This window comes from Streptomyces liangshanensis (genome assembly GCF_011694815.1).
GTDB classification, from domain to species: Bacteria; Actinomycetota; Actinomycetes; order Streptomycetales; family Streptomycetaceae; genus Streptomyces; species Streptomyces liangshanensis.
This window is the reverse complement of sequence record NZ_CP050177.1, coordinates 1,200,088-1,226,518: the sequence shown is the minus strand read 5'-3', so window position 1 is coordinate 1,226,518 and position 26,431 is coordinate 1,200,088. Positions and strand designations below refer to the sequence as shown.

At 74.3% G+C, this 26,431-nt stretch carries 23 protein-coding genes; 17 read left to right on the top strand and 6 right to left on the bottom strand.

Annotated elements, in window-relative coordinates:
* Positions 1 to 125: 125 nt before the first annotated feature.
* The 6 genes from HA039_RS05360 to HA039_RS05335 all read left to right on the top strand — a co-directional run bounded on the left by HA039_RS05360 (position 126) and on the right by HA039_RS05335 (position 8,492).
* On the top strand, positions 126 to 2,561 hold the full coding sequence (locus tag HA039_RS05360; protein WP_208298546.1) for an MFS transporter: 2,436 nt from the start codon (positions 126 to 128) through the stop codon (positions 2,559 to 2,561).
* 168 nt (positions 2,562 to 2,729) lie between these two features.
* Positions 2,730 to 5,246, top strand: a complete 2,517-nt coding sequence (locus HA039_RS05355; RefSeq protein WP_167024513.1) for an ATP-binding SpoIIE family protein phosphatase — start codon at positions 2,730 to 2,732, stop codon at positions 5,244 to 5,246.
* 106 nt (positions 5,247 to 5,352) lie between these two features.
* Positions 5,353 to 6,066: a class I SAM-dependent methyltransferase gene (locus tag HA039_RS05350; RefSeq protein ID WP_167024510.1), complete on the top strand. Its 714-nt coding sequence runs from the start codon at positions 5,353 to 5,355 to the stop codon at positions 6,064 to 6,066.
* Positions 6,067 to 6,301: 235 nt separating this feature from the next.
* Positions 6,302 to 7,300 carry a dihydroxyacetone kinase subunit DhaK gene (locus HA039_RS05345; RefSeq protein WP_167024507.1) on the top strand — a complete coding sequence of 333 codons (999 nt, stop codon included), beginning with the start codon at positions 6,302 to 6,304 and terminating at the stop codon, positions 7,298 to 7,300.
* A 62-nt stretch (positions 7,301 to 7,362) separates the two neighbouring features.
* Positions 7,363 to 8,040: a dihydroxyacetone kinase subunit DhaL gene (gene dhaL, locus HA039_RS05340; protein WP_167024504.1), complete on the top strand. Its 678-nt coding sequence runs from the start codon at positions 7,363 to 7,365 to the stop codon at positions 8,038 to 8,040.
* Positions 8,041 to 8,129: 89 nt separating this feature from the next.
* Positions 8,130 to 8,492, top strand: coding sequence for a hypothetical protein (locus tag HA039_RS05335; protein WP_167024501.1), 363 nt, complete (start codon positions 8,130 to 8,132; stop codon positions 8,490 to 8,492).
* Between the two features lie 110 nt (positions 8,493 to 8,602).
* Here HA039_RS05335 and HA039_RS05330 read toward each other — a convergent pair whose 3' ends face one another.
* Positions 8,603 to 9,310, bottom strand: coding sequence for an HAD family hydrolase (locus tag HA039_RS05330; protein WP_167024497.1), 708 nt, complete (start codon positions 9,308 to 9,310; stop codon positions 8,603 to 8,605).
* Positions 9,311 to 9,471: 161 nt separating this feature from the next.
* Positions 9,472 to 10,461, bottom strand: coding sequence for a ScbA/BarX family gamma-butyrolactone biosynthesis protein (locus HA039_RS05325; RefSeq protein WP_167024494.1), 990 nt, complete (start codon positions 10,459 to 10,461; stop codon positions 9,472 to 9,474).
* A 78-nt stretch (positions 10,462 to 10,539) separates the two neighbouring features.
* Here HA039_RS05325 and HA039_RS05320 point away from each other — a divergent pair, with 78 nt between their 5' ends.
* From HA039_RS05320 to HA039_RS05290, 7 genes are read left to right on the top strand one after another with little or no spacing between them, the layout of a single operon-like run.
* Positions 10,540 to 11,214: a ScbR family autoregulator-binding transcription factor gene (locus HA039_RS05320; protein WP_167024491.1), complete on the top strand. Its 675-nt coding sequence runs from the start codon at positions 10,540 to 10,542 to the stop codon at positions 11,212 to 11,214.
* A gap of 9 nt (positions 11,215 to 11,223) precedes the next feature.
* Positions 11,224 to 12,060: a M55 family metallopeptidase gene (locus HA039_RS05315; RefSeq protein WP_167024488.1), complete on the top strand. Its 837-nt coding sequence runs from the start codon at positions 11,224 to 11,226 to the stop codon at positions 12,058 to 12,060.
* Positions 12,053 to 13,417 (top strand): M20/M25/M40 family metallo-hydrolase, encoded by a 1,365-nt coding sequence (locus HA039_RS05310; RefSeq protein WP_167024485.1) that lies wholly within the window; start codon positions 12,053 to 12,055, stop codon positions 13,415 to 13,417. Before HA039_RS05315 ends, HA039_RS05310 begins: the two co-directional genes overlap by 8 nt.
* A gap of 35 nt (positions 13,418 to 13,452) precedes the next feature.
* Entirely contained in the window at positions 13,453 to 15,504 is a 2,052-nt protein-coding gene (locus HA039_RS05305) for a prolyl oligopeptidase family serine peptidase (protein WP_167024482.1), read from the top strand.
* Complete coding sequence (locus HA039_RS05300) at positions 15,501 to 16,436, top strand: S66 peptidase family protein (protein WP_167024479.1); 936 nt, start codon at positions 15,501 to 15,503, stop codon at positions 16,434 to 16,436. Before HA039_RS05305 ends, HA039_RS05300 begins: the two co-directional genes overlap by 4 nt.
* A 54-nt stretch (positions 16,437 to 16,490) precedes the next feature.
* The gene (locus HA039_RS05295) at positions 16,491 to 17,066 is read left to right on the top strand and encodes a GNAT family N-acetyltransferase (RefSeq protein WP_167024476.1); all 576 of its coding nucleotides are present in this window, start codon (positions 16,491 to 16,493) and stop codon (positions 17,064 to 17,066) included.
* Positions 17,063 to 17,278 carry a DUF6243 family protein gene (locus HA039_RS05290; protein WP_208298545.1) on the top strand — a complete coding sequence of 72 codons (216 nt, stop codon included), beginning with the start codon at positions 17,063 to 17,065 and terminating at the stop codon, positions 17,276 to 17,278. Before HA039_RS05295 ends, HA039_RS05290 begins: the two co-directional genes overlap by 4 nt.
* 33 nt (positions 17,279 to 17,311) lie before the next feature.
* Here the strand turns inward: HA039_RS05290 and HA039_RS05285 are convergent, their stop codons facing one another.
* Positions 17,312 to 17,647 (bottom strand): DUF6204 family protein, encoded by a 336-nt coding sequence (locus HA039_RS05285; protein WP_167036247.1) that lies wholly within the window; start codon positions 17,645 to 17,647, stop codon positions 17,312 to 17,314.
* A gap of 80 nt (positions 17,648 to 17,727) precedes the next feature.
* On the opposite strand from HA039_RS05285, the gene HA039_RS05280 reads away from it, so the two are divergent.
* Positions 17,728 to 18,639, top strand: a complete 912-nt coding sequence (locus HA039_RS05280; RefSeq protein WP_167024473.1) for an arginase family protein — start codon at positions 17,728 to 17,730, stop codon at positions 18,637 to 18,639.
* A gap of 193 nt (positions 18,640 to 18,832) precedes the next feature.
* Complete coding sequence (locus HA039_RS05275) at positions 18,833 to 20,821, top strand: DUF5107 domain-containing protein (protein WP_167024470.1); 1,989 nt, start codon at positions 18,833 to 18,835, stop codon at positions 20,819 to 20,821.
* Between the two features lie 29 nt (positions 20,822 to 20,850).
* Here HA039_RS05275 and HA039_RS05270 read toward each other — a convergent pair whose 3' ends face one another.
* From HA039_RS05270 to HA039_RS05260, 3 genes are all read right to left on the bottom strand, one after another.
* Positions 20,851 to 21,201, bottom strand: a complete 351-nt coding sequence (locus HA039_RS05270; RefSeq protein ID WP_167024467.1) for a VOC family protein — start codon at positions 21,199 to 21,201, stop codon at positions 20,851 to 20,853.
* Positions 21,202 to 21,285: 84 nt separating this feature from the next.
* Positions 21,286 to 22,095 (bottom strand): class I SAM-dependent methyltransferase, encoded by an 810-nt coding sequence (locus HA039_RS05265; protein WP_167024464.1) that lies wholly within the window; start codon positions 22,093 to 22,095, stop codon positions 21,286 to 21,288.
* Positions 22,096 to 22,209: 114 nt separating this feature from the next.
* A complete protein-coding gene (locus tag HA039_RS05260) occupies positions 22,210 to 23,721 on the bottom strand; it encodes a bifunctional phosphatase PAP2/diacylglycerol kinase family protein (protein WP_167024460.1) in 1,512 nt (503 codons plus the stop codon).
* Between the two features lie 165 nt (positions 23,722 to 23,886).
* Here HA039_RS05260 and HA039_RS05255 point away from each other — a divergent pair, with 165 nt between their 5' ends.
* Positions 23,887 to 25,191: an aminotransferase class I/II-fold pyridoxal phosphate-dependent enzyme gene (locus HA039_RS05255; RefSeq protein ID WP_243869176.1), complete on the top strand. Its 1,305-nt coding sequence runs from the start codon at positions 23,887 to 23,889 to the stop codon at positions 25,189 to 25,191.
* 191 nt (positions 25,192 to 25,382) lie between these two features.
* Entirely contained in the window at positions 25,383 to 26,420 is a 1,038-nt protein-coding gene (locus tag HA039_RS05250) for an MBL fold metallo-hydrolase (RefSeq protein WP_167024458.1), read from the top strand.
* Positions 26,421 to 26,431 lie beyond the last annotated feature (11 nt).

Sequence of the window (26,431 nt, the reverse complement as noted above, 5' to 3'; positions counted from 1 at the left end):
GTGCGCCCCTTTCCCCCCAACCCGCCCTCGTCCCAAGCCCCTTCGGCCCGGCGATTCCCGCTTGCTCCTGGTTGGCGAGCAATGCGAAGAATGACGCCGCGCAGGTGCGACGAGGGGAGCAGTACGTGGGCGGGATCACGCTGGTGAAGGACGCGGGGCAGGCCACCGCGCCCGCCCGGGACCGGGCGGCGGGCGGCCCGCCGCCCCCGGGCCCCGCCACCGGCGGCGCGCCGCCGGCCGAGCCGCTGAGCCCCCGCCGGGTCCGGCTCGTCTTCTTCGGGCTGATGCTCGCCCTGCTGCTCGCCGCGCTGGAACAGATGATCGTGGCGACCGCCCTGCCCAAGATCGTGGGGGAACTCCACGGCCTGGAGCGGATGTCCTGGGCGATCACCGCGTACCTGCTGACCTCCACGATCGGCCTGCCGATCTACGGCAAGCTCGGCGACCTCTTCGGCCGCAAGGGCGTCTTCCAGTTCGCGATCGTCGTGTTCGTCATCGGCTCGGCCCTGGCCGGCTGGTCGCGCACGATGAACGAGCTGATCGCCTTCCGGGCCGTCCAGGGCATCGGCGCGGGCGGCCTGATGATCGGTGTCCAGGCGATCATCGCCGACATCGTGCCGCCCCGGCAGCGCGGCCGGTTCATGGGGCTGATCGGCGGCGCGTTCGGCCTCGCGTCGGTGGCGGGACCGCTGCTCGGCGGCTTCTTCACCGACCACGCGTCCTGGCGCTGGTGCTTCTACTTCAACGTGCCCTTCGGCCTGGTCACCCTCGCCGTGGTGTCCGTCGTCCTCAAGCTCCCCAAGCCCACCACCCGGGGCCGGCTCGACATCCTCGGCGCGCTGATGCTCGCCGCCGCCTCGACCTGCCTGGTCCTGCTGACCAGTTGGGGCGGCACGGAGTACGCGTGGGGCTCCCGCGTCATCGTCGGACTCGCCGCCGGCGCGGTCGGAACGGCCGCGCTCTTCCTGCTCGTCGAGCGCCGCGCGTCCGAACCGATCATCCCGCTGCGGCTGTTCCGCGACTCCGTCTTCAACCTCACCGGCCTGATCGGCGCGGTGGTCGGGGTGGCGCTGTTCGGCGCCGCCAGCTACCTGCCGACCTTCCTCCAGATGGTCGACGGCGCCAGCGCCACCGAGTCGGGACTGCTGATGCTGCCGATGATGGGCGGCATCGTCGTCGCCTCCGTCGTCTCGGGGCAACTCATCAGCCGTACCGGCCGCTACCGGGTCTACCCGCTGCTCGGCGGCGCGATCTCGGTCGTCGGCATGTGGCTGCTGTCCCGGCTGGAGGCCGACACCTCCCGGCTCGAATGCGGCATCGCCCAGGCGGTGTTGGGCCTCGGCATCGGGCTGGTGATGCCCGTCCTCATCCTGGCCGTGCAGAACGCGGTGCCGCCCTCCGACCTCGGCACCGCCACCAGCGCCAACAACTACTTCCGGCAGATCGGCGGCAGCGTCGGCGCCGCCGTCTTCGGCACGCTCTTCGCCAACCGGCTCACCGACGCGCTCGCCGACCGGATCCCGGCGGGCGCCGGACTGCCGAACCCGCACGCGATCACCCCGCAGATGGTCCACGCGCTGCCGCCGGCGACGCGGGACCACTACATCCAGGCGTACGCCGACGCGATGCCGCGGATCTTCCTCTACCTCGTGCCGGTGCTCGTCCTCGGCACGGTGCTCGCCTTCTTCCTCAAGGAGAAACCGCTGGTGTCCCACAACGCCCCCGCCGCCGAGACCTCCGCCGTCCCCACCGCGCGCGCCGCCGCGAACGGCGCCCCGCTCGCCGCGCCGTCCCCGTACGTCTCGGGAGTGGCCGTCTGCGGCACCGTGCAGCACTACGACGGCAGTACGGTCCCCCGGGCCGCGCTCACCCTCATCGACGTCCAGGGACAACAGATCGGGCGCGGGGCCAGCGGCGAGGACGGGCGGTACGCGCTGAGCGTGCCCGGCGCCGGCTCGTACGTGATGATCGCCGCGGCCGGCGGCCACCAGCCGCAGGCCGTCACCGTCACCGTCGGCGAACGCCCCGTCGAGCTGGACGTGGTCCTCGGCGGCGCCGGCCGCCTCGCCGGCGCGGTCGTCACCGCGGACGGCACCCCGGTGCGGGACGCCGCCGTGACCCTCACCGACGTACGGGGCGACGTCGTGGCGTCCACCCGCAGCGGGCGCGAGGGCGCCTACGTCATCGGCGAACTGGTGGCGGGGGAGTACACACTCGCCGCGAGCGCCCCCGCCTTCCGCCCGGCCGCGCTCCCGGTCAGTGTGCAGTCCTCCCGCGAGACCCGGCAGGACATCGAGCTGGCGGGCGGGGCGGTGCTGCGCGGTACGGTACGGGCCGGGGGCGGCCGTCCGGTCGAGGACGCCCGCGTCACGCTGCTCGACGCGGCGGGCAACGTGGTCGACACCCTCACCACCGGCGCCGACGGAATGTTCCGCTTCGTGGACCTCTCGTCGGGCGAGTACACGGTGATCGCGGCGGGTTATCCGCCGGTCGCCACCGTGCTCCAGGTCGCGGGCGGCGGGCGCACCGAACGCGACCTCCAACTGGGCCACGAGGACTGAGACGGGCCCCGGGGAAGACCGTTGAAAGACTGACTGAATTTCAGTCAATTCCACGGCGTGCGCGGGCGCACCACCTATTAGTTCATTGCCCGGCGCATCCCGTGTGCGGGGCCGTACCGTGGTGGGCGGAGCCGCAGATCCTGGCGGCAGGGAAGGAGCCTTCCAGCCATGGACAGTGGTGTTCCGCCGGGGCCGCCGCAACAGCCGCTCGCAACGGCAGGCCGGATTCCGCTCGCCGTGGTCGTCGTGGACCGTGACGGCCTGGTGTCGCACTGGTCGTCCGGTGCGGGGCGGCTTTTCGGCCATTCCAAGGACGAGGCCGTGGGCCGGTCCGCCAGCGATCTGATGCCGGTGGCCGGCGCACTCGCCGCCGACGAGCCGGGTCTCGCGCACGGGGACGGCGGTGAGAGCCGCGCGACGTTCGACGGACACGACGAACTGGGGCCCGACCTGCACACGCGCGGCTCGTACCCGACGTCGGGGCGCGCGACGCTCTCCGAGGACGGGCGCGAGCGGCTCGACGTGCTGTGGTGGGCCTACCCGCTGGTCGGTCCCGGGCCCGGCCGCCATCTCGTCCTCGCCGCCGACGCCGCCCAGTTCCGCGCCGGCGCCGAGGGCAGCTACGACGACGACAACAACGACAACAACGGCAACGGCAACGGCGGCCGGGAGGCCGGCCCCGCCGACGTCCAGCGGATAGCGCCGGGCTTCGCCCTGCACACGGACTTCCCGGACGCCGAGGCGCTCGCCAGGCGGCTGCCGGACATCCTGCCGAACATGAGCCCCGCCGAATCCGGCCGCATCGTCTCGCAGGTGCTCGAACTGGGCTACCCCGTGCTGGAGTTCAGCCACCACGACCGGGTCCCCGTCACCCCCGACTGGGGCGTGCCGCGCCGGGTCGCCGCCCGGCGGAGCAGGCTCAGCGTCGTCGGCGAGGACGGCGGGAGCAGGCGCGGGGCGCCGCGCCCCGAACTCGACCTCGAATACGCCGCGGTGCGCGAGAGCCTGGAGTTCCTGAACGAGGTGAGCGGCCGGATCGGCTCCTCCCTCGACCTGGAGCGCACCATCCGCGAGGTCACCAGCGCCGCCGTCCCGCGCTTCACCGACTTCGCAGGGACCCACCTGCGGGCCGCCGTGCTCGCGGGGGAGGGGTTCCCGGACGGACCGCCCGACGTCACCACCGTCTGGCACCGGGTCTGGGTCGAGCACAACGACGAACCGGGCCGCTGGGACGACACCGTGCCGATCGGCGAGGCCATCTCGTTCCCCGAGCACACCCCGTTCTTCCAGTGCATGGTCACCGGCGAGCCGGTCCTCATCCCGACGCTCAGCGAGGAGGACGGCGACCGCATCTCCGGCGAGTTCGAGAAGCGCGACCTGCGCCCGCTCATCAACAACCGGTCCATGCTGCTGGTGCCGCTCAAGGCGCGTGACGTCGTGCTCGGCTTCATGGTCCTGATGCGCCGCCCCGAGCGGGAGCCGTTCGACGACATGGACCGGACGACCGGCGCCGAACTGGCCGCCCGGGCGGGCCTCGTCCTCGACAACGCCCGCATGTACACGTACCAGGAGAACGTCGCCGAGACCCTCCAGGACAGCATGCTGCCGACGGTCGCCCCGCGGATGGCGGGCTGCGACACCGCCACCCGCTACCTGCCCGGCACCCGTCTCGGCCGGGTCGGCGGCGACTGGTTCGACGCCGTGAAACTGCCCGGGTCCCGTACGGCGCTGGTCGTCGGCGACGTGATGGGCCACGGGCTGCGGTCCGCCGCGATGATGGGCCAACTGCGCACCGCCGTGCAGACGATGGCGACGATGGAGATGCCGCCCGCCCAACTCCTGCGCAATCTCGACGACCTGGCGCAGCGGCTCGGCGAGAACTACCTCGCGACCTGCCTGTACGCGGTGTACGACCCGATCCACTCCGAGCTCCAGATCGCCAACGCCGGGCACATCCCGCCCGTCCTGGTCCGGGCCGCCGACGGCCGGGCCGAGGTGCTCGACCTGCCGACCGGCGCGCCCGTCGGGGTCGGCGGGGTGGCCTTCGAGACGGCGGTCGTCCGCGTCGCGCCCGGCGACCGGCTGGTGCTGTGCACCGACGGCCTGGTGGAGGTACGCGGCGCGGACATCGGGGACGGCCTGGCCGCGCTCTGCGAGTCCGCCGCCCATCCCGCCGCGTCGATGAACGACGCCTGCGACACGATCATCCGCGCGCTGAACACCCGGGGCGGCCGCAAGGACGACGTGGCGCTCCTGATGGCCCGGCTGAACGGGATCCCGGACGGGGACGTCGCCGAATGGCAACTGGCCCTCGATCCACGGGAGGTGGCACGTGCCAGGCGCCTCGTGCAGGGGCGGCTGCTCGACTGGGGCCTGCCGGAGGCCGTGGAGACCGCCGAACTGATGGTCAGTGAGCTGGTCACCAACGCCGTCCATCACGCGCGCTCCCACCACGTTGGGCTGCGGCTGGTGCGCACCGACGCCCTGCTGTGCGAGGTCCAGGACGACGAGCCGGCCCCCGCGACGCTGCTGAGCGCGGGCCGCGAGGACGAGTTCGGGCGCGGATTACGCGTGGTGAGCGCGCTCGCCCGGGAGTGGGGGACGAGCAGCACCCCGCACGGCAAGACGGTGTGGTTCGAGCAGGCCCTCGGCCGGAAGGGGCGGGCGCGCGGGGCGGCCCGGTGAAAGACGGTCCCGACCCCTTGCCGGGCGCGGGGTCGGACCGGTAGTCCGGACCTGCACACTCTGCTTCTGAACTCTGCTTCTGACGGCCGGACTTGGGGAGACGCACATGGATGTGTCGCAGCGCTACCGGGACGCGTGGGAAGGGTACTGGCGGGAGACCTCCGACGCCCCGGGGGAGGCCATCTGGGACTCCGACGCCTCCCTCAGCTCCGTACCGCACAGCGAGCTGCTGCTGCCGTACGCCGACGTGTCACTGCCCGTGGTCGACCTCGGCTGCGGCAGCGGCACCCAGACGCGCTACCTGGCGACGCTCTTCGCGCGCGCCGTCGGGGTTGACCTGTCGCTGGCGGCCGTCGAGCACGCGCGGCGCGCGGACACCGCGAAGGCCGCCACGTACGAACAGCTCAACCTGGTCGACGCGGACGCCGTGGCGGCCCTCGGGGAGCGACTCGGCGACACCAACGTCTACATGCGCGCCGTCATCCACCAGAGCGAGCCCCAGGACCGGGCCGCGGTCGCCGGGGCGGTCGCGCGGCTCCTCGGGGCCCGCGGGCGGGCGTTCGTCGTGGAACTGACCTCCGCCTCCAAGGCGGTGTTCCAGCAGGCCGTGGCGGCGGGCACGCCCGCGAAGCTCCAGCGGGTCTTCGACCACGGGCTGAGGCCGGCCGGGGCCGCCGACGAGGAGGTGCCCGAGCTGCTGCGGGCCGCCGGCCTGACCATCCTGGACTCCGGCGACACCGCGCTCCCGCAGACGGAGCACCTGCCGGACGGGACGAGGATCGACCTGCCGGCGCGCTGGTTCGTGCTAGCGCCGGAGTGAGCGGGCGCCAGTGAGCGGGCGGGAGTGAGCGGGCCCGCCCCCGTTTCGCAACCCGAGTGGTGCGAACGGGGGCGGGGACACGGCGTGACCGGGGTCGGGAGGGCGTGCGGGGGGCGCTCACGCGCGGTGAGTGTGCTTCGGCTGCCGGGCCCGTGTGAGTTGCCGCCCGGCGTGTCGTGGCACACGATGGCGTTCCGGTGGTCCGCCAGCGGCGGGTGATTTCTGGGGAGCCCACATGGCCTTGTACTTCGGGAACACTTCGGATTCTTTGGTCGCCGACGCGCTGGCCGGCTTCGCGCGGGCCCACGCCGACCTGGTGGCGCACGACGTCGAACAGGGCTTCGTCCGGGCGCTGCACACGTCACCCGCCAGGCGGGTGGGCCTGGTGTCCGGCGGCGGCTCGGGGCACGAGCCCCTGCACACGGGATTCGTCGGCCTGGGGATGCTCGACGCGGCCTGTCCCGGCCGGGTCTTCGCCTCGCCGCACAACCGCCAGGTCTTCACGGCGTCCCGGGCGGTCGCCCGCGAGGACGGCGTACTCCATCTGGTGAAGAACTACACCGGCGACCGCATCAACTTCGGCATCGCGGCGGAGCGCCTCGTCCACGAGGGCATCGCCTGCTCCCGGGTGCTGATCGACGACGACCTCGCGTCGGAGTCCGAGGAGATCGCGGCGGGCCGCCGCGGCACGGGCGCCACCGTACTGGTCGAGAAGGTCCTCGGGGCCGCCGCCGACACCGGGCTGGGACTGCGCGACCTGACGGACCTCGGGACGGACCTGGTGTCCCGCTGCCGGAGCCTCGCCGTGGCCTCCGCGGCGCACACCGCGCCCACCACGGGCCTGCCCGCCTTCGAGCTGCCGTTCGACCGAATGGAGTACGGCGTCGGGATCCACGGCGAGCGCGCGGACCACACGGTCCCGCGGCGGCCGGTCCGTGAGCTGGTCGGGGAGATGGCGGGCGCGCTGGAACGCTCCCTGGGGCTCGGCAAGGGGGCCTCCGTGATCCTCCTCGTCAACGGGCTCGGCTCCCTCACCCGACTGGAGCTGTACGGGGTGCTGGAGGACGCGGCCCGGGTGCTCGACGCGCGCGGCATCACCACCGAGCGGGTGCTCGTGGGCGACTTGGTCACCGCGCTGGACATGCGGGGCTTCTCGCTGTCCCTGATGGTCTCGGACGCCGAGACGGTCAAGCTCTTCGACGCCCCGGCCCGTACCGCCGCCTGGCCCCGCTGAGCCGCCGGATCGCCCGTCGACCCGGCCGGCGGCGCCGCCGGCCCGTAGAGAGGCAGGACGCCATGTACGTGGACGGAATGTTCACCGACGGCTGGATGCGGCGCTTCGCGGCGTCCGTCTCCGCCACCGAGACCGAGCTGACCGCACTCGACCAGGCCGCCGGCGACGGCGACTTCGGCACCAACCTCACGGCCGGCCTGGACGCCACCCTCCGCTTCCTCGGCGACCCGCCCACCGGCCCCTCGGACCCGGCGGCCCCCCTGCGCGCCGCCGCCACGGCCTTCCTCGACGAGGTGGGAGGGACGAGCGGACCGCTGTTCGGGCTGCTCTTCCACGAGTTGGCGGTGGCCGCGGCGGACGCGGGCGCCGAGCTGACCGTGAGCGCGCTCGCGGCCGGGGCGGGCGGCGGCCTGTCCGCGATCCGGCGGGTCGGCGAGGCGGCCCCGGGCGACAAGACGCTGGTCGACGCGCTGGCACCGGCCTGCGGCGCCCTGCGGTCGTGCGACCGGAAGGGGGACCCGCGGGTGGCCCTGGCGCGCGCCGCCCTCGCCTCCTGGGAGGGCGTACGGAACACCGCGGGCCTGCGCGCCCGCCGGGGCCGCGCCAGCTACGTGGGCGAACGGGCCTCGGGCGTCCCGGACCCGGGCGCGGTGGGCATCGCCCTGCTGTTCTCGTCGTCCGCGGAGAGCGTCACGTCCCTCGCCCCCCACCTGGCGGAACCCACGGCGGTGGCGCGGTAGGGGTGTCGGGACCAACGCTCCTGGATCTCACGGCACTTGGGTCCGGATGATCTTCGCGAACCGGCCGCGGCGCTCGGTACGATTCGCGCATGTCTTCCGACAGTGCCACCCCGGTCACCGGCGCGCCGCCTCCCGCCCCGACCCGTGTCGACCGGGTGATCACCGGCCTGTCCGTGTGGTGGATGGCGTCGCCCGCCGCGTTCTGGTTCTCGCTGACCGATCCGTCGGACCGGACCTCGTGGGAGACCGGGCTCACGTGGGCGTTGTCGGCGACGGCCCTCGGTGGCGCGTTCGTCGCTCCTGTCGCCGGACTCGTCGTGGCCCTCGCCGGGCGTCGGCCGGGTGCCCGCCGCTTCGCCGTCATGGGCGCGGTGTCCCTGGCGGTGATCGCTCTTCTTCTTCTGATCTTCCTGAACCTGGACGGTGAGTGCCCACCCGGCGACCCGTGCTGACGGCCACGCAGCGGTGCTGACGGCCAGGCGGTGACGGGTGTCGCGGTCGTTCCGGCAGGCCGTGCGGGGCTGGCTCCCTTGCGGTCCCGCACCTGGCCCGGAACGGGGTGCTACGTGGCCGGGACGTTCCCGGTCGTCTGGCTCGGGACGCGGTCGCAGGCCCACAGGCGGACCTCGGGGTTGTCCAGGGCGCGGACCCACAGGTCCACCAGGGCCACGGTCTCCGGGCTCGGCCAGGAGCCCGCGCCCAGGACCCGCATGCCGGCCCCCACGGCCGCCTGGACGCCGCAGTGCGAGTCCTCGACGGCCAGGGTGTCGGCCGGGTCGACCCCGCACAGCCGGGCGGCCGTGAGGTAGACGTCCGGGTGCGGCTTGGGCCTGATGGTGTCGTCGGGGACCACGATGTGGTCGAAGCACTCCAGCAGCCCCGCCGTGTCGAGGCAGGACTCGACCACCTCGGCCGGGCAGTTGCTGGCGACGGCGAGCGGTGCGAACCGCCGTACGTCGTGGACCAGTTCCCGGGCGCCGGGCATGGTCATGGGCTCCTCGGCGACGAGGGTCCGGAACTCGGTGAGCAGCTGGGACGTCATGTCCTCGGCCAGGTCGGGGCGGCCGGACTCCACCGCCATGAGGGTGCCGCACTCGGTGTAGTGCAGGCCTTTGGCGCGTTCCGCGAATCCCGGCGCGGGAGCGAATCCGTACCCGTCGAGGACGAGGTCACGCGCGTCCTGCCAATGCCGTTCGGTGTCCATCAGGGTGCCGTCGCAGTCGAAGACAATCGCCGCGGGGGTCCAGGAAAGGATGCGAGAAGCCGTCATTCGATTTCTTGTCCGTTCGGGGGAGTGGCGCCTGCGTGGGCGGCCTTGAGTGGCGGGCGCGCGGAGTGTGTTCATCCGGCGCCCGCCGAAAACATAACGATCGCTACGCTAAGGACGGCGACTCGGCGTAGTCAAGGAGGCACGGATCGTCACGGGGGTGCTCACCGGTAGTGCAGGGTGCCGAATGCTTTCTGTTCGCCCCCTTGCAGGACCCGGAAGACGCAGGTCGAGTGGTGTGGCACGCAGAGAATGCGCGCGGGCGGATCGAATTCGGTGAATCGCGCGGCTTTCAGCCGTCCGGCGGTAGGGCGAAGCAACGTTCCGCCGCTCTGCCGCGCGGCCGCCTGCCGCGCCGCCTCCAGCAGGACCATGCCGGGCACGTGGTCGGACGCGTGGTCGAAGAAGAACGGATGCCGGGGGTCGGCGGGCTCCACCAGTAGGACGTCGTGCGGACGCGGCCCGCCGGCCCCGTCCGGCCCCGTGCCCGCCCCGTCCGGCCCCGCCCCGTCCGCCCCCGCGCCGTGCGCGACCACGACGTCGTGCGGGGCGTGCGCCCCCACCGTCCCGGCGTCCGGGCGGCGCCGCCCGGCCCCCGCCGCCCCCGGTGCGACGGCCCCGGCGCGGTCCGCCCGTACCGCCGCGTACTGCCCCGCGTCGAGGAAGCGCGCACCCCCGCCGGCCAGGGCGAACGCCCGCCCGCCGGCCAGGAACTCCACCTCCAGGCGCAGTCCCGTCACCGCCCCGTCCGGCCCCCGCCGCACCCCGCCGACCGTGGCCAGGCAGGTGACCTCGGTGGCGCCGAAGGCGGCCCGGGGCTCGGCCGCCGGGTCCAGCCGGAAGAAGAGGTCGGTGATCAGCAGCCGGGCGTCCGCCGCGACGCCGTAGTGGCGCAGGGGCAGGTAGATCCCGAGCTGCCGCAGGGTCTCCACGATCATCAGGGGGCTGTGGAGGTCCGTGCCGCCGCCCCGGGGGAAGGTCGGATGGGACCGGGGCCAGCACGCGGCGGCCTCGAAGCGGCCGTCCCCCACCCGCCGTACGTCGGTCAGGAGCACCTCCGCCACCGACGCCCGGTGGACCGTCTCACGGGGGACGGTGCGCGACCAGCTCAGCGGGCCGGTGTCACCGCCGAGTTCATCGAACAAATCCATCATGAAATAAAACAATCCCAATTTCCCGGGATCTGCACGCCAGCCTTGTCGGGGCATTGGCGGAAAGCACTACATTGCGTGATGTCAGCAGCGGAATCGGGACTCGGAGTGCACGTGCAGGCTAGGGCGAAAAACACGCGTAGGTTTCTTCTGGAAGCGGCAGCACGCCTGTTCGACGAGCGGGGATACGCCGGCACCAGTATCAGCGACATCAGCGCGGCGTCCGGCCGTACCAGCGGGGCCATCTACTTCCATTACGTCAGCAAGGAGAAACTCGCCCTCGCGGTCGTGGAGGCGCATTTCGCGACCTGGCCCGAGCTGGTCGGCGACCACCTCACCGCCGACCGCCCGGCCCTGGAACGGCTCGTCGGACTGAGCTTCGACGTGGCGAAGGCGTTCCGCGACGACGTCGTCGTCCGGGCCGGCGCCCGCCTCTGGGCCGAACGCGCCGGGATCGACGCCCCGCTGCCCGCCCCGTTCGTCGGCTGGCTCGCCACCGTCACCACGCTCCTCGAACAGGCCAGGGCCGGCGGGGAGCTCAACCCGGCCCTCGACCCCGGCGTGGCCGCACACGGCGTCGTCTACGCCTTCTTCGGCCTGCACACCGTGTCCGACGCGCTGGACGGCCGGGAGTACATCGAGGACCGGCTCCGCGACCTGTGGCTGCTGCTGCTGACCGGCCTCCAGGCGCATCCCGACGCCGCCGGAGTGCTGGACCGGGTACGCCCCTGCGCCGTCACGGCCGACCTGGGGTAGGACTGGCGCATGGTAAAGATCCTCATCAGCGCCGACATGGAGGGCGCGACCGGCGTGACCTGGCCGGCCGACGTCCTGCCGGGAACGCCGCAGTGGGAGCGCTGCCGCGCCCTGTTCACCTCCGACGTGAACGCCGCCGTGCTCGGCTTCCTCGACGGCGGCGCCGACGACGTCCTCGTCAACGAGGCGCACTGGACCATGCGCAACCTCCTCCTGGAGCGGCTGGACGAGCGCGTGCGGCTGCTGACAGGACGTCACAAGGCACTCTCCATGGTCGAAGGCGTGCAGCACGGCGACGTCGACGGCATCGCGTTCGTCGGCTACCACACCGGCGCGGGTACGGAAGGGGTCCTCGCCCACACCTACCTCGCCAACTCGATCACCGGCGTATGGCTGAACGGCACCCGCGCCAGCGAGGGGGTGCTGAACGCGGCCGTCGTCGCCGAGCACGGCGTCCCCGTGATCCTCGTCACCGGCGACGACCTGACCTGCGCGGACGCCGAGGGCTACGCGCCGGCGGCCCGCAAGGTCGCGGTGAAGGACCACGTCTCGCGGTACGCGGCGGTGTGCCGTACCCCGGCCCGTACCGCCGCCGACATCCGCGCCGCCGCGAAGGAGGCCACCGCACTGGCCGTACGGTACGAACCGGCCCCGGCCGGCCCCTTCACCGTCGAGGTGGAGTTCGACGCCGCCCATCTCGCCTCGGCCGCCACCGTCGTACCGGGGGTCGCCGCCACCGGCGAGCGCCGCGTCGTGTACACCAGCGGGACGATGTACGACGGCATTCGCACCTTCAAGGCGGTCACCACGATCGTCTCGGCCGCGGTGGAGGAGCAGTATGGCTGACATGACGCCCAGCGACACGACGCCCAGCGGCACGAGCGGCGCACTCGACGCCGCGGCGCTGGACGAGGTGGTCACCTTCACCTCCGACCTGATCCGCATCGACACCACCAACCGGGGGAGCGGCGACTGCCGCGAGCGCCCGGCGGCCGAGTACGTCGCCGAGCGGCTCGCCGACGCGGGGCTCGAACCGACACTCCTCGAACGGACCCCGGGCCGCACCAACGTCGTCGCCAGGATCGAGGGCACGGACCCCTCGGCCGAGGCCCTCCTCGTCCACGGACACCTGGACGTGGTGCCCGCCGAACCCGCCGACTGGACCGTCCACCCGTTCTCCGGGGAGGTCAGGGACGACGTCGTCTGGGGCCGGGGCGCGATCGACATGAAGAACATGGACGCGATGGTGCTCTCCGTCGTCCGCGCCTGGGCCAGGTCCGGCGTCCGGCCGCGCCGCGACATCGTGATCGCCTACACCGCCGACGAGGAGGCCAGCGCCGTCGACGGCTCCGGCTTCCTCGCCGACCACCACCCGGAGCTCTTCGAGGGCTGTACGGAGGCCATCGGCGAGTCCGGGGCCTTCACCTTCCACGCGGGCCCCGGCCTCGCGCTCTACCCCATCGCCGCCGGCGAACGCGGCACGGGATGGCTCAAGCTCACCGCCCACGGCAAGGCGGGCCACGGCTCCAAGGTCAACCGCGCCAACGCCGTCAGCAGGCTCGCCGCCGCCATCGCCAGGATCGGCGAGCACGAGTGGCCGGTGCGGCTCACCCCGACCGTCCGGGCCGCCCTGCGCGAACTGGCCCTGCTCCACGGCGTGGAGACCGACGTCGACGCCCCCGGCTTCGACCCCGACGACCTCCTCGGCAAGCTCGGCCCGGCCGCCGCGCTGGTCGAGCCGACGCTCCGCAACAGCGCCAACCCGACGGTCCTGGAGGCCGGTTACAAGGTCAACGTGATCCCCGGACAGGCCACCGCGCTGGTCGACGGGCGCATGGTGCCCGGCGGCGAGGAGGAGTTCAGCGCCACCCTGGACCTGCTCACCGGACCCGACGTCGAGTGGGAGTTCCACCACCGGGAGACCGCCCTCCAGGCCCCCGTGGACTCCACGGCGTTCGCCAGGATGCGGGCGGCCGTCGAGCGGTTCGACCCGGCCGGCCACGTCGTGCCGTACTGCATGTCGGGCGGCACGGACGCCAAGCAGTTCTCCCGCCTCGGCATCACCGGCTACGGCTTCTCGCCCCTGAAGCTGCCGCCCGGCTTCGACTACCAGGCGCTCTTCCACGGCGTCGACGAGCGGGTCCCCGTCCCGGCGCTCCACTTCGGCGTCCGCGTCCTCGACCACTACCTTCAGTCCGCCTAGGGACCCCACCTTCGGTCCGTTGAGGAGAGTTGTCCATGGTGCCCAAGGGGGCCTACGGAACGTGGCCGTCACCGATCGACGCCACCCTCGCCGCCTCGCACGACGGCCGCCCCGAGTACGTCGGGACGGTCGGCGGCGAGCTGTGGTGGACCGCGCCGCGGCCCGCCGAGGACGGCCGGCGCGCGCTCGTGCGCCGGTACCCCGACGGCCGCGAGGAGTCCGTGCTGCCCCCGCCGTGGAACGTCCGCAGCCGGGTCATCGAGTACGGCGGGGTCCCCTGGGCCGGCGCCGAACGCCCCGGCGCCGGACCGCTGATCGTCTTCGTCCACTTCCCGGACCAGCGGCTGTACGCGTACGAGCCGGACGCCGGCGGTGAACCGAGGCCCCTCACCCCGCTCTCCGCCACCGGCGGCGGCCTGCGCTGGGCGGACCCGCGGATCGAGGCGGAGCGCGGCGAGGTCTGGTGCGTCCTGGAGGAGTTCACCGGCGAGGCCCCCACCGACGTACGGCGGGTGATCGCCGCCGTCCCGCTCGACGGCTCCGCCGCCGGGGACCGTACCGCCGTACGGGAACTGTCCGACGACAGCCACCGCTTCGTCACCGGACCCCGGCTCTCGCCCGACGGCGCCCACGCCGCCTGGATCGCCTGGGACCACCCCCGGATGCCCTGGGACGGCACGGTCGTACGGCTCGGCGCGGTGGCCCCCGCCGACGCCGGCCCGACCGGCCCCTTCACCGGCGTCAGGACCGTCGCCGGAGGGGTCGGCGAATCGGTCGCCCAGGTCGACTGGTCCCCGGACGGCGCCCTGCTCCTCGTCTCGGACATCGGCAACTGGTGGGAGATCCAGCGCCTCGACCTCGACACCGCGCTGACCGGCCCCGTCCCCGCGCCGGGCGGCGGGGTGGCCGCCACCCGCCCGGCGGCCACCCCGCTGTGCCCCGGCCGCCGCGAGGAGTTCGGCGGACCGCTCTGGAAGATCGGCCTCCGCTGGTTCCACCCCCTCGACAACGGCATGATCGCGGTCATCCACGGAAAGGGCGCCAACGCGCTGGGGATACTGGACCCGGAGACCGGCGACATCGTCGACATGGCGGGGCCGTGGACCGAATGGGCCGCCGACCTCGCCGTCCACGGCGACCGGGTGTTCGGCGTCGCCGCAGGACCCCGCTCCGGGTACGAGATCGTCGAACTCGACACCGCCACCGGCCGCGCCCGCGTGGTCGGCGCGGCGCACCGGGACGCCGTGGACCCCGCGTACTACCCCGAGCCGCGGATCCGCACCTTCGCCGGACCGGGCGGCCGCGACGTCCACGCCCACGTCTACCCGCCGTACAGCCCCGACACGGCGGCGCCCGACGGCGAGCTGCCACCCTACGTGGTGTGGGCGCACGGCGGCCCCACCAGCCGGGTCCCGCTCGTCCTCGACCTGGAGATCGCCTACTTCACCACGCGGGGCATCGGCGTCGTGGAGGTCAACTACGGCGGGTCCACCGGATACGGCAGGGAGTACCGGGACCGGCTGCGCGAGCAGTGGGGCGTGGTCGACGTCGAGGACTGCGCGGCCGTCGCCAGGGCGCTGGCCGCCGAGGGCACCGCCGACGGCGCGCGGCTGGCGGTACGGGGCGGCAGCGCCGGCGGCTGGACCGCGGCGGCCTCCCTCGCCACCACCGGCGTCTACGGCTGCGGCACCATCAGCTACCCCATCCTCGACCTGGAGGGCTGGGCCGCCGACGGGACGCACGACTTCGAGTCCCAGTACCTGGAATCCCTGATCGGGCCCCGCTCCGAGGTACCCGACCGCTACCGCGACCGCTCGCCCGTCAACCAGGTCGACCGGATCCACGCGCCGTTCCTCCTGCTCCAGGGACTCGATGACGTCATCTGCCCGCCCGCGCAGTGCGAGAGGTTCCTCGCCCGCATGGCCGGGCGCGGCATCCCGCACGCCTACCTCACCTTCGAGGGCGAGGGCCACGGCTTCCGCAAGGCGGCCACGATGGTCACCGCGCTGGAGGCCGAACTGTCCCTGTACGCACAGACGTTCGGGTTCGCCAGGCCCGACGTCCCGAAGCTGGAGCTCACCCGGTGAACGCCACCCCCCTGACCCGTCCCGCACGGCTGCGCCCCGGCGCGAAGGTCGCTGTCGTGGCGCCCAGCGGCCCCCTGCCCGCAGAACGGCTGGAGGCGGGCCTCGACCTGCTGCGCGGCTGGGACCTCGACCCGGTCGTCTCGCCCCACGTCCTCGACCGGCACGACGGGTTCCGGTACCTCGCGGGCACGGACGACGACCGCGCCCGCGACTTCCAGGACGCGTGGTGCGACCCGTCGGTGTCCGCGGTGCTCTGCGCGCGCGGCGGGTACGGCGTCCAGCGCATGGTGGACCTGCTCGACTGGACCGCCCTGCGCGCCGCCGGCCCCAAGGTCTTCGTCGGCTACAGCGACATCACCGCGCTGCACGAGGCCTTCGCCGTACGGATGGGCCTGGCCACGCTGCACGGCCCGATGGTGGCCGCCGCGACCTTCCTCAAGGACCCGGACACCCAGGAGTCGCTGCGGGCCACGCTCTTCGAGCCCGAGTCGGTGATGACCCTCGGCGGCGGGCCCGCGGCCGGGGCGCTCGTCCCCGGCCGGGCGGGGGGCGTCACCCTCGGCGGCTGTGTCAGCCTGCTCGCGGCCGACCTCGGCACGCCGTACGCGCGGCGCTCGGCGGCCGGCGGGCTGCTGCTGATCGAGGACACCGGCGAGGAGCCGTACCGCCTGGACCGGATTCTCACCCAGCTGCTGCGCTCCGGGGCGCTGGACGGGGTGGCGGGGATCGGCCTCGGCTCCTGGGCGGAGTGCGGCCCGTACGACGAGGTGCGGGCGGTGCTGCGGGACCGGCTGGGCGGGCTCGGCGTCCCGGTCGCGGAGGAGATGGGCTTCGGCCACGGCCCGACGAACCTCACGGTGCCCCTGGGGGTGCCGGCGACGCTCGACGCGGAGCGCGGGACGCTGACCCTGGACGTACCGGCGCTGGTGTGAGGAGCGGGGGTACGGGCGGAGCGGGCCGCCCCGGGGCGGCAGTAGGCTGAGCGGATGCCCGAGAGCTCCGACCTGGCCGAAGGCCCCCGCACCTACCTGAGCCCGTACCGCCAGGAGGACTCCGAGGAGTTCACCGCGCTCGCCCGGGAGAGCCGGGAACTGCACCACCCCTGGCTCTTCCCGCCCACCACCCCCGAGGACTACACGCCGTACGCGCGCCGCCTCGTCGAGGACCCCACCCGCACGGGATTCCTCGTCAGGACGTGGGACGACCACCGCATCGCGGGCTTCATCAACATCAACAACATCGTGCAGGGGGCGTTCCTGAGCGGGGCCCTCGGCTACGGCGCCTTCGCCCACGCGGCCGGCCGCGGCCTGCTCTCCGAGGGGCTGGGCCAGGTGATCCGGCACGCCTTCGGCCCCATGCGCCTGCACCGGCTGGAGGCCAACATCCAGCCGGCGAACGCAGCTTCCCTCGCTCTCGTACGGCGCGCGGGCTTCCGCCTGGAGGGCTTCTCCCCGGACTTCCTCCACATCGACGGGGCATGGCGCGACCACGAACGCTGGGCGATCACCGCAGAGTCCGCAGAGTCCGCAGAGCACCACACCCATGACCAGGAGACCCCGTGACCGTGAGCAAGAACATCAACAACCCCGTCGGCATGGGCGGCGGCCAGCGCAAGCGGCTGTCCCGCACCGAACGGCAGAACAATGGCCCGCACCGCAACCTCGACCGCCAGGGCGCCGCCGACCAGAAGGCGGAGCTGGTGCGCAAGATGCGCGAGAAGGCGGGCGCGACCGACGACGCCGGGCAGACGGGCGACACCACCCCGCAGAGCTGACGCGCCGCCGCCGCGGCGCGGCCCGCCGTGCCGTCAGCGGCCCTTTCTGTTGATCTTCATCGCGTCCATGTCGGTGGCCGTCGAGCGCAGGTCGCGGTGGCCGCACCCGAGCGCCCGCAGGGCCGTCTCCGCGCGGTCCTCCGCGAGGGCCACGGCCATCTCCTCGCCGTCCTCGGCGTCGGAGAGGACCACGAAGCGGTACGTGAAGCGCTTGAGGGCGCGGTCGTAGGAGAGGGCGCCCTCCGGGGTGAAGCGCAGTTGGTCCAGGCCGTGGTCGGCCACCTCCGCGAGCAGCCGGGTCCGCGCCTCGTCCGTCAGCCCGTCCCACACCCCTCGCACGATCACCCGGTAGGTGTGCTGCGTCGCCATGGTGCCGCCTGTCCTCTCGTCGTCCGGTCTTCTCTTCGTCACCCTTGAAGCCGCACCTTACGACGCGGAGGATGACCCGCATGCGGAATATCGTGGTCGTCGACGCCCCTTCCAACCTGGGCCTGCGCCCGCCCGCGCCCGGCACCGTCCCCGGCTGCTACAAGCTCGCCGGGGCCCTGCGCGAGCAGCGGATCGTCCAGCGGCTCGGGGCGTTCGAGGGCGGGGTCGTCGTACCGCCGCGCTACGACCGGGGCGAATGGCGGGAGGGCGACGGGGTCTTCAACGCCGCCGCGATCGCCGCGTACACCCCGCGCCTCGCCGACCGGATCGAACACCACGTCCGCGCCGGGGACTTCCCGGTCGTCCTCGGCGGCGACTGCTCGATCCAGCTCGGCGCCGCGCTGGCGCTGCGCAGGCTTGGCCGGTACGCGCTCGCCGCGATCGACGGCTCGGCGGACTTCCGGCACCCGGGCAACTCCTCGTCCGTCGGCGCGGCGGGCGGCGAGGAGCTGGCGCTGAGCACCGGACGCGGCCAGCGGGACCTCACCGACCTGGAAGGGCTGCGGCCCTACCTGCGGGACGAGGACGTACGGCTCTTCGGGATCAGGGACTACGACGACGACCGCGACGAGCTGGCCCGCCTCCGGATCCCCACCGTGACCGTCGGCGAGCTGCGCGAGTGGGGCGCCGCCGCCCTCGCGGAGGCGGTCCTGAGCACCCTGGAGACCCCGGTCACCGACGGCTTCTGGGTCCACCTGGACGCGGACGTCCTCGACCCGACTGTGATGTCCGCCGTCGACAGCCCCGACCCCGGCGGCCTGCTGCCCGGCGAACTCGCCGTGCTCCTGCGGACGCTGGTCCGCTCCGAGCACTGCGTGGGCCTCAACGTCACGATCTACGACCCGGACCTCGACCCGGAGGGAACGGCCGGCGCGCTGCTCGCGGACCTGGTCGTCGGGGCGTTCCGCGACGAGGGGGACGAGGGCGAGTAGGGCGACGCCGGGGACGACGGGACGCCGGGGACGACGGGGCCGAGGGGCCCGTACCCGCCCCGGTGTGAGCCGCGAGGGGCGCGGCGCGTCCTCCGTACGTGTCGACACCTGGTCAGCGGGCCACCGAGCGTGTTCCATGGTCATCGGGCCCGGCACGGAAGAGCGCGCGGCCCCCGGACGAAGCGAGGTTGCCGTGGCCACGAGCGTGCGACGTGCCGTACTGACCCTGCCCGCCGCCCCGTTGGGGCCGGAGAACCCGCTGCCCGCGCTGAGCGCGCCGGACGAGACCCACACGGTCGACGAACGCGCGAGACGCGGCATGCCCCGGGACATGGCCCGCCAGGTCGGGTACGCGCCCCTGCGCACCGTCCTCCCCGTCCGGATCCTCGACGGGTACGGGCGCGAGCGGACCCCCGCCGACCTCGACGCCCTCGTCCTGGAGAACGACCGGCTGCGCGTCACCGTCCTGCCCGGTCTCGGCGGGCGGGTCCACTCGCTCCACCACAAGCCGACGGGCCGTGAACTGGTCTACCGCAACCCGGTGTTGCAGCCCGCGTGCTTCGCGCTCAACGGCGCCTGGTTCTCCGGCGGCATCGAGTGGAACATCGGCGCCACCGGCCACACCACCCTCTCCTGCGCCCCGGTGCACGCCGCCGTCGTGCCCGCCCCCGACGGCGGCGAGATGCTGCGGCTCTGGGAGTGGGAGCGGCTGCGCGACCTGCCGTTCCAGGTGGACCTGTGGCTGCCCGAGGACTCCGACTTCCTCTACGTCGGGGTACGGATCCGCAATCCGCACGAGCGGACCGCGCCCGTCTACTGGTGGTCCAACATCGCCGTCGAGGAGGACGAGCGCACCCGCGTCCTGGCCCCGGCGACGGAGGCGTGGCACTTCGGGTACGAACGCGACCTGCGCCGCGTCCCGGTGCCCGAGGTCGCCGGCAACGACGTCACGTACCCGCCGCGCAGCGTCTTCCCGGCCGACTACTTCTACGAGGTGCCCGCCGGGGAACGGAAATGGATCGCCTCCCTCGACGGCGCCGGGCAGGGACTCGTCCAGACGTCGACCGACGCGCTGCGCGGCCGCAAGCTCTTCGTGTGGGGCGCGGGCCGGGGCGGCCGGCGCTGGCAGCGGTGGCTCACCGAGCCGGGCACGCCCGGGTACGCGGAGATCCAGGCGGGCCTGGCCAGGACGCAGCTGGAGCACGTACCGCTCGAAGGCGGCGGGGAGTTCAGCTGGCTGGAGGCGTACGGACCGCTCGCCGCCGACCCCGGGGCGGTGCACGGCGCCGACTGGGGCGCGGCCCGCGCGGAGGTCACGGACCGGCTGGAGGCGGCCCTGCCGCGCGCCGACGTCGACGCCGCGTACGAGGCGTGGCTGTCCTGCGCGGACGTACGGCCGGGGGAGCGGCTGGCCACCGGGTCCGGGTGGGGGGCGCTGGAGGTGCTGCGGGCGGGACACAAGCTGCCGGGCACGCCCTTCGACGAGGACACGCTCGGCGAGGAGCAGGCGCCCTGGGTGGAGTTGCTGACCAACGGGGCGCTGCCGGCGCCGGACGGGGACGCGGCGCCGGGGCCCACCCTGGTCGCGCGGCACTGGCGGGACATGCTGGAGACCGCCCCGGCCGACCCGCACACCGAGTACCACCTCGGGGTGGCGCAGTGGCACGCGGGCGATCTGGCCCAGGCCGTGCGCAGTTGGGAGCGCGGGCTCGAACCGGCCTCCTCGCGCTGGCCGTTGCTGCGCTGCCTGGCCGTCGCCGACCGGCTCGGCGGCCACCGGGAGCGGGCGGCCGACCGGTACGAGGAGGCCTTCGGCGCCCTGTGCGCGGAACGCGCGGCGGACGCCGGGGACGGTGGGGACGGGGGTGACGAGGCCCGGACGGCGGTGTGCGCGGCGCTGGGCCGCGAGGCGGTCGCGGCGCTGCTGGCGGCCGGCCGTACCGCCGAGGCCCGCGCCGTACAGGACCGGCTGCCGCGGGCCGTGCGGGAGCGCGGCGCCTTCGTCCTGGCGGAGGCCCGGCTGCTGGCCGCCGAGGGGCGGAAGGCGGAGGCCCGCGCCCTCTTCGACGCGGGGTTCGAGGTCGCGGACCTCCGGGAGGGCGCCGAGACGCTCAACGACCTGTGGGCGGAGCTGACGGACGACCCCCTGCCGGACGCGTACGAGTACCGGATGCGCCCGTAGGGGGTCGCGACGGGGACCGGGCCGGGCGGTCAGACCGCCCGGCGGTCCACGTACTCGAAGACCGAGCCGTCCGGATGCGCGGCGATGAGGTTACGGCCCACGGGGGTCGGCACCGGGCCCACCAGGACCTTCGCGCCGACCCCGGTGAGCCGGATCACCGCCTCGTCGAGGTCCTTCACCGCGATCGTCGCCGTCACCTTGCGCAGGATGTCGATCTCCGCCGGTGGACCGCTCATCAGGAGGAAGCAGCCGACGGCCGCGACCGAGACCCCGTCGCGCTCGAAGCGGAGCGCGCGGCTTCCGGTGAGGTGTTCGTAGAACGTCACCGAGGTCTCCAGGTCGTCGACGCAGATGCGCAACGTGGTTCCCAGGATTTCCATACCGGTCAGCCTAGTTGGCGGTGACCCCCGGCGACACGGCAACCGGACTCACCCGCATCGCCGACCGCACTCACACGCGGCACGTCACGCGCGGCACAGGATCTCGCCGTGCGGGACCATGAACCACCCGTCCTCCCGCGCCCCCCAGCTCCGCCACGCCTCGCCGAACTCCGCGAGGCGTTCGCGCGTCGCGTGACCGCCGTCGACCGCGAGGGCCGCGTACCCCGACGCGACCGTACGGTCCGCCCAGAGCCCGCTCCACCACGCCCGGTCCTCCGGTGCGGCGAAGCACCACGTCGTGGCGCTCGCGGTGACGTCGGTGAACCCCGCCGCGCGGGCCCACGACACCAGCCGCCGCCCCGCGTCCGGCTCCCCGCCGTTGGCCCGGGCCACCGTGCGGTAGACGTCCTGCCACGCGTCCAGCACCGGCACCTCGGGGAACCAGGTGAACGCGCCGTAGTCCGCGTCCCGCGCCGCCACGACCCCGCCGGGCCGGCACACCCGCCGCATCTCCCGCAGCGCCGCCACCGGATCGCCGACGTGCTGGAGCACCTGATGGGCGTGGACGACGTCGAACGAGTCGTCCGGGAAGTCCAGGGCGTGGACGTCGGCGACCGCGAAGCGGACGTTGTCCACGCCGCGCGCCCGCACGCTGTCCGCCGCCGCGTCGAGGACGTCCGGCGCGGCGTCGACGGCCGTCACCGTGCCCGGCGCGATGAGCGCGGCCAGGTCCGCGGTGATGGTCCCCGGCCCGCAGCCCACGTCCAGCAGGTCCTGGCCGGGCCGCAGTTCGGGGAGGAGGTACGCGGCGGAGTTGGCGGCGGTCCGCCAGCGGTGCGAGCGCAGCACCGACTCGTGGTGCCCGTGGGTGTAGACGGCGGTCTCCTTCGGCATGGCCGGTCTCCCTACTCGTGAACGGTACGGTCACGGTACGCCGGTATGTCGAGGAGTGAGATACCCATCTCGTTATATGGATACGGGGCTTGTGCGGTACGGGCACCACGCGCCCTAGAACACCGCCTTCGGCCGGTACACCGTCAGCGCCTCGACGTCCTTGTCCACGGTCAACTCGCCCGGCGCCGGGGCGACCTCGCCGTCGAAGGCGAGCATGGTCCCGGGCGCGACGTCCGTGATCCGCAGCCGCCGCATCCGCTCCGCCGCGTGGACGGGCGAGCGGCTCAGCGGCCCCGCCGCCGCGGCGGCCAGCAGGCGCAGGCTCGGGAAGCGCCCGCCGTGCACGATCCGTACGTCCAGCAGGCCGTCGGCGAGATCGCGCCGCCGCCCGGGGGTCGGCCCCATGCGCTGGTACATGCCGTTGCCCGCGAACAGCAGCCACAGCGAGCGCCGCCGCCCGTCGAACGTGGCGTGCAACTGGTGCTCGGCCCGCAGCACCTTGACCGCCGCGAGCACCCCCGCGGGCCAGCCGCCGATCCGGGGCGACCAGTGCTCCCGCACCCGCACCAGCTCCGGGTAGACGCCCAGGCTGAACGTGTTGACGAAGTGCCCCACCGACCCGGGTCCCTCGGGGCCCGGGGTGAAGCGCCCCAGGTCCACCCGTACGGCGTCGCCCTCCGCCAGCGCCCGTACCGTGGCGTGCACGTCCTCCACGCCCAGGTCGTACGCGAAGTGGTTGAGCGTGCCGCCGGGGAAGACGGCCAGCGGCAGACCGTGCCGCGCGGCGGCGACCGCCGCCCGGTTGATCGTCCCGTCGCCGCCCACGACGCCCAGCGCGCGGCAGCGCCCCGCCGCCTTCTCCAACTCGTCCTCGACGTCCCCGGGCTCGCACTCCACCACCTCGGCGAACGGCAGCGCGTCCCGTACCAGGAGGGCGGTCTCGGAGGTGCCGGACGCGCGGTTCACCACCACGACCAGGTCCTCGCCGCCCGGCAGCGCGGGCGCTTCCGTGTACGGCCGGCCCGGCAGCGGCAACTGGTCGCGGGTCGGCACGACACCCCGTATCGCGTAGGCGGCCCCGACCCCGAGCGCCGCGCCCACCAGCACGTCGCTCGGATGGTGCACGCCGGTGTAGACCCGCGAGAGGGCCACGGCCGCCGCGACCGGGATCACCACCGCGCCCCACCCCTTCGACTCCAGCGCCACCCCCGTCGCGAAGGCGGCGGCCGAGGCCGCGTGCCCGGACGGGAAGGAAGTGGTGAACGGCTGCCGCTTCAGCTGCCGTATCGCCGGCACGGCGTCGAGCAGCGGCCGCCGCCTGCGCACGGCCCGCTTGCCCACCGTATTGATGGCGGCCGAGGCGAGGCCCAGCGACGCGATGCCCCGCACGGCGGCCCGCCGGGAGCGTGGTCCGTGCCCCACGGCGGCGATCCCGGCGGCCGCGCCGAACCACAGCAGGCCGTGGTTGGCGGCCTGGCTGAGCCGGGGGAGCACCGGGCCCGCCCCAGGCCAGTGCCGGGTCGCGACGGAGTCGAAGACCTGCTTGTCCCAGGCCTCCAGGAGGCCCGAGATCCGGGCTCTGGCGCCCGGGGTTGCCTGACGGAAGCGCGCTGAGGTGTCTGACATGCCACGCGGGTACCCCGAGGACCGGGCACCCAAGCAGGCGGTACGGCATCCGGGCGGCGGCGGAACCCAAGGGGCACCCGGGGGCAAATCTCCGTATAAAGGGCAGTGGGTCCGTACGTCACGTCGGGCCGGCCCGCACGCCCGGCGACCGTGGAAGGGGGCGACATGCGGCGGACGACGCCCGGCGGCCGGACCTCCGGACGCGGCACCGGCGATCACGCGCCCGCCCGCCCGGCCGCCGGGGGCCACCCGGCCCGGGGCCGCGGCCCCGTCCGCTTCGGCCCCTCCGCGCCCGAGGCAGGCCTGCCCGTCCTGCCCGACCTCGCGCGGGTTTGCGCCGCGGCCGCCGACCGGACCTCACCGGAACCGCCCGGCGGCGGCGCGGCCCTGCGCGAGGCCGCGCGCGGCTACTGGGCGCGGCGCGGGGCGGCCGTCGCCGCCGAGGACGTCGTCGCCGCGCCCGGCGCGCCCCCGCTGCTGCTCGCGCTGCTCGCCGCGCTCGGCGGTGACGTCCTGATGCCGCGCCCGTGCCCCGCCTGGTGGATCCCGCAGGTCCGGCTCCTCGGCCGGGCCGCGTACTCCGTACCAACCCCGGCCGAGTGCGGCGGCGTACCGGATCCGTTCGCCCTGCTGGAGACCGTGCGCCGGGTACGGGCCGAGGGCGGCGACCCGCGCGTCCTGCTGCTGTCGCCCGCCGACGACCCGACCGGCACCGTCGCGGCGCCCGAAGCGGTCGGCGAGGCGTGCGAGGCGGCGATCGCCGAGGGCCTGCACGTCGTCAGCGACGAGACCTGGTGCGACACCCTCCACGCACCGCACGGGACGGTCCTGTTCAGCCCCGCCGAGCGCTGGCCCGACCAGGTCACCGTCCTGTACGACACCGTCGGCGCCCTCCTGCCCGCGGCCTGGCCGGCCGCCGTCGCGCGCTTCCCCGCCACGGCGGCGGGCGCCGCCCGTCGCACCGACACCCTCGACCTCCTCACCGCGCTCGGCGCCCTCGTCGCCGGGCCCGTCGGCGCCGCGGCGGCCCACGCGCTCGGCGAGCCGGGGCCCGTCGCGGACCGCGTCCGTACCGCCACCGCCCTGCACGCGCGCGTGGCGGTCGCCGCGCACCGGGTGGTGCTCGCGTGCGGCGCGCTGTCCCTGCCGCCCGAGGCGGGCCGGCACCTCTACGCCGACCTGGGCCCGCTGCGGGGACGCCTGGCCGCGCTGGGCGTGACCGACTCCCTGGAGCTGGAGGACCACCTGAGCCGCCGGCTGGGCACGCCCGTCCCCGGCGGCCACCGGTTCGGCGAGGCACCGGACACCCTGCGCGTCCGCCTGTCGACGGGCCCCCTGCTCGGGGCGACCCCGGAGCAGCGCACCGCATCCCTCGCCGCGCCGGACCCCCTCGCGCTGCCCCACGTCGCGCGGGCACTCGACCGTCTCGGCGCCGCCCTCGGAGGACCGGCCCGGGCCGCCCCGCCCTGACCGCCCGCGCACGCCCCGCGCCGCTGCCCCCGCCAGGACGACCACGCCCGACGACGACCCCGCCCGACGACGACCACGCCCGACGACGACCGCCAGGACGACCACGCACCACCGCGACCCCGCCAGGACGACCACCGAAGAGCACCGCTCAGGACAACCGCGCCGAGACGACCGTGTGGAACGGAGCCCCAGTGACGGAAGAGACGAAACGGGACGGACAGAGCCACCGCGGCCCCTCGTCACGCGCCGCCGGACCGCCGCGCCCGCTCGGTGAACTCCGCAGGTGGCCCAAGTCCTTCGCGGGCCGGCTGACCGCACCCCTCCCCGGCGTACGGGCCGTGACCCGGCTCGCCCGGGAGGGGGCGGCGCGCCCCGGCGCGGACGGCCTGCGGGACGTCCCCCTGCTGCCGTTCGCCCCCGGCCCGCTGCCGTCCGTCGACACCGCCACCGTCGCCGTCACCTGGGCGGGCCACGCCAGCTGGGTGGTGCGCATCGGCGGCCTCACCGTCCTCACCGACCCCGTCTGGTCCCGCCGCATCCTCGGCACCCCGGCCAGGATCACCCCCGTCGGCGTGCGCTGGGACGATCTGCCCCCGGTCGACGCCGTGGTCATCAGCCACAACCACTACGACCACCTGGACGCCCCCACCCTCAAGCGGCTGCCCCGCACCACCCCGCTCTTCGTCCCCGCCGGCCTCGCCGCCTGGTGCCGGCGGCGCGGGTTCAGCCGGGTCACCGAGCTGGACTGGTGGGAGGCCGCCGAACTGCCGGGCGCCGACGGCAGGTCCGTGCGCTTCGACTTCGTACCGGCCCACCACTGGTCCCGGCGGACCCTCACCGACACCTGCCGGACGCTGTGGGGCGGCTGGGTGCTCAGCGACGGCCACGGGCAGCGGGTGTACTTCGCGGGGGACACCGGGTACGGCCACTGGTTCGGCGAGATCGGCCGCCGCCATCCCGGCATCGACCTCGCGCTGCTCCCCATCGGGGCCTACGCCCCGCGCTGGTGGCTGCGCGACGTGCACACCGACCCGGAGGAGGCCGTCCGGGCCTGCCAGGACCTCGGCGCCCGGAACATGGCACCGATGCACTGGGCGACGTTCGTCCTCTCCGCCGAACCGGTCCTCGAACCCCTCACCCGGGTCAGGGCCGCCTGGGAGAACACCGGCCGGCCGCGCTCCCAGCTCTGGGACCTCCCGGTCGGCGCCTCACGTCTCCTGACCCCCTGAGGCCGTCAGGC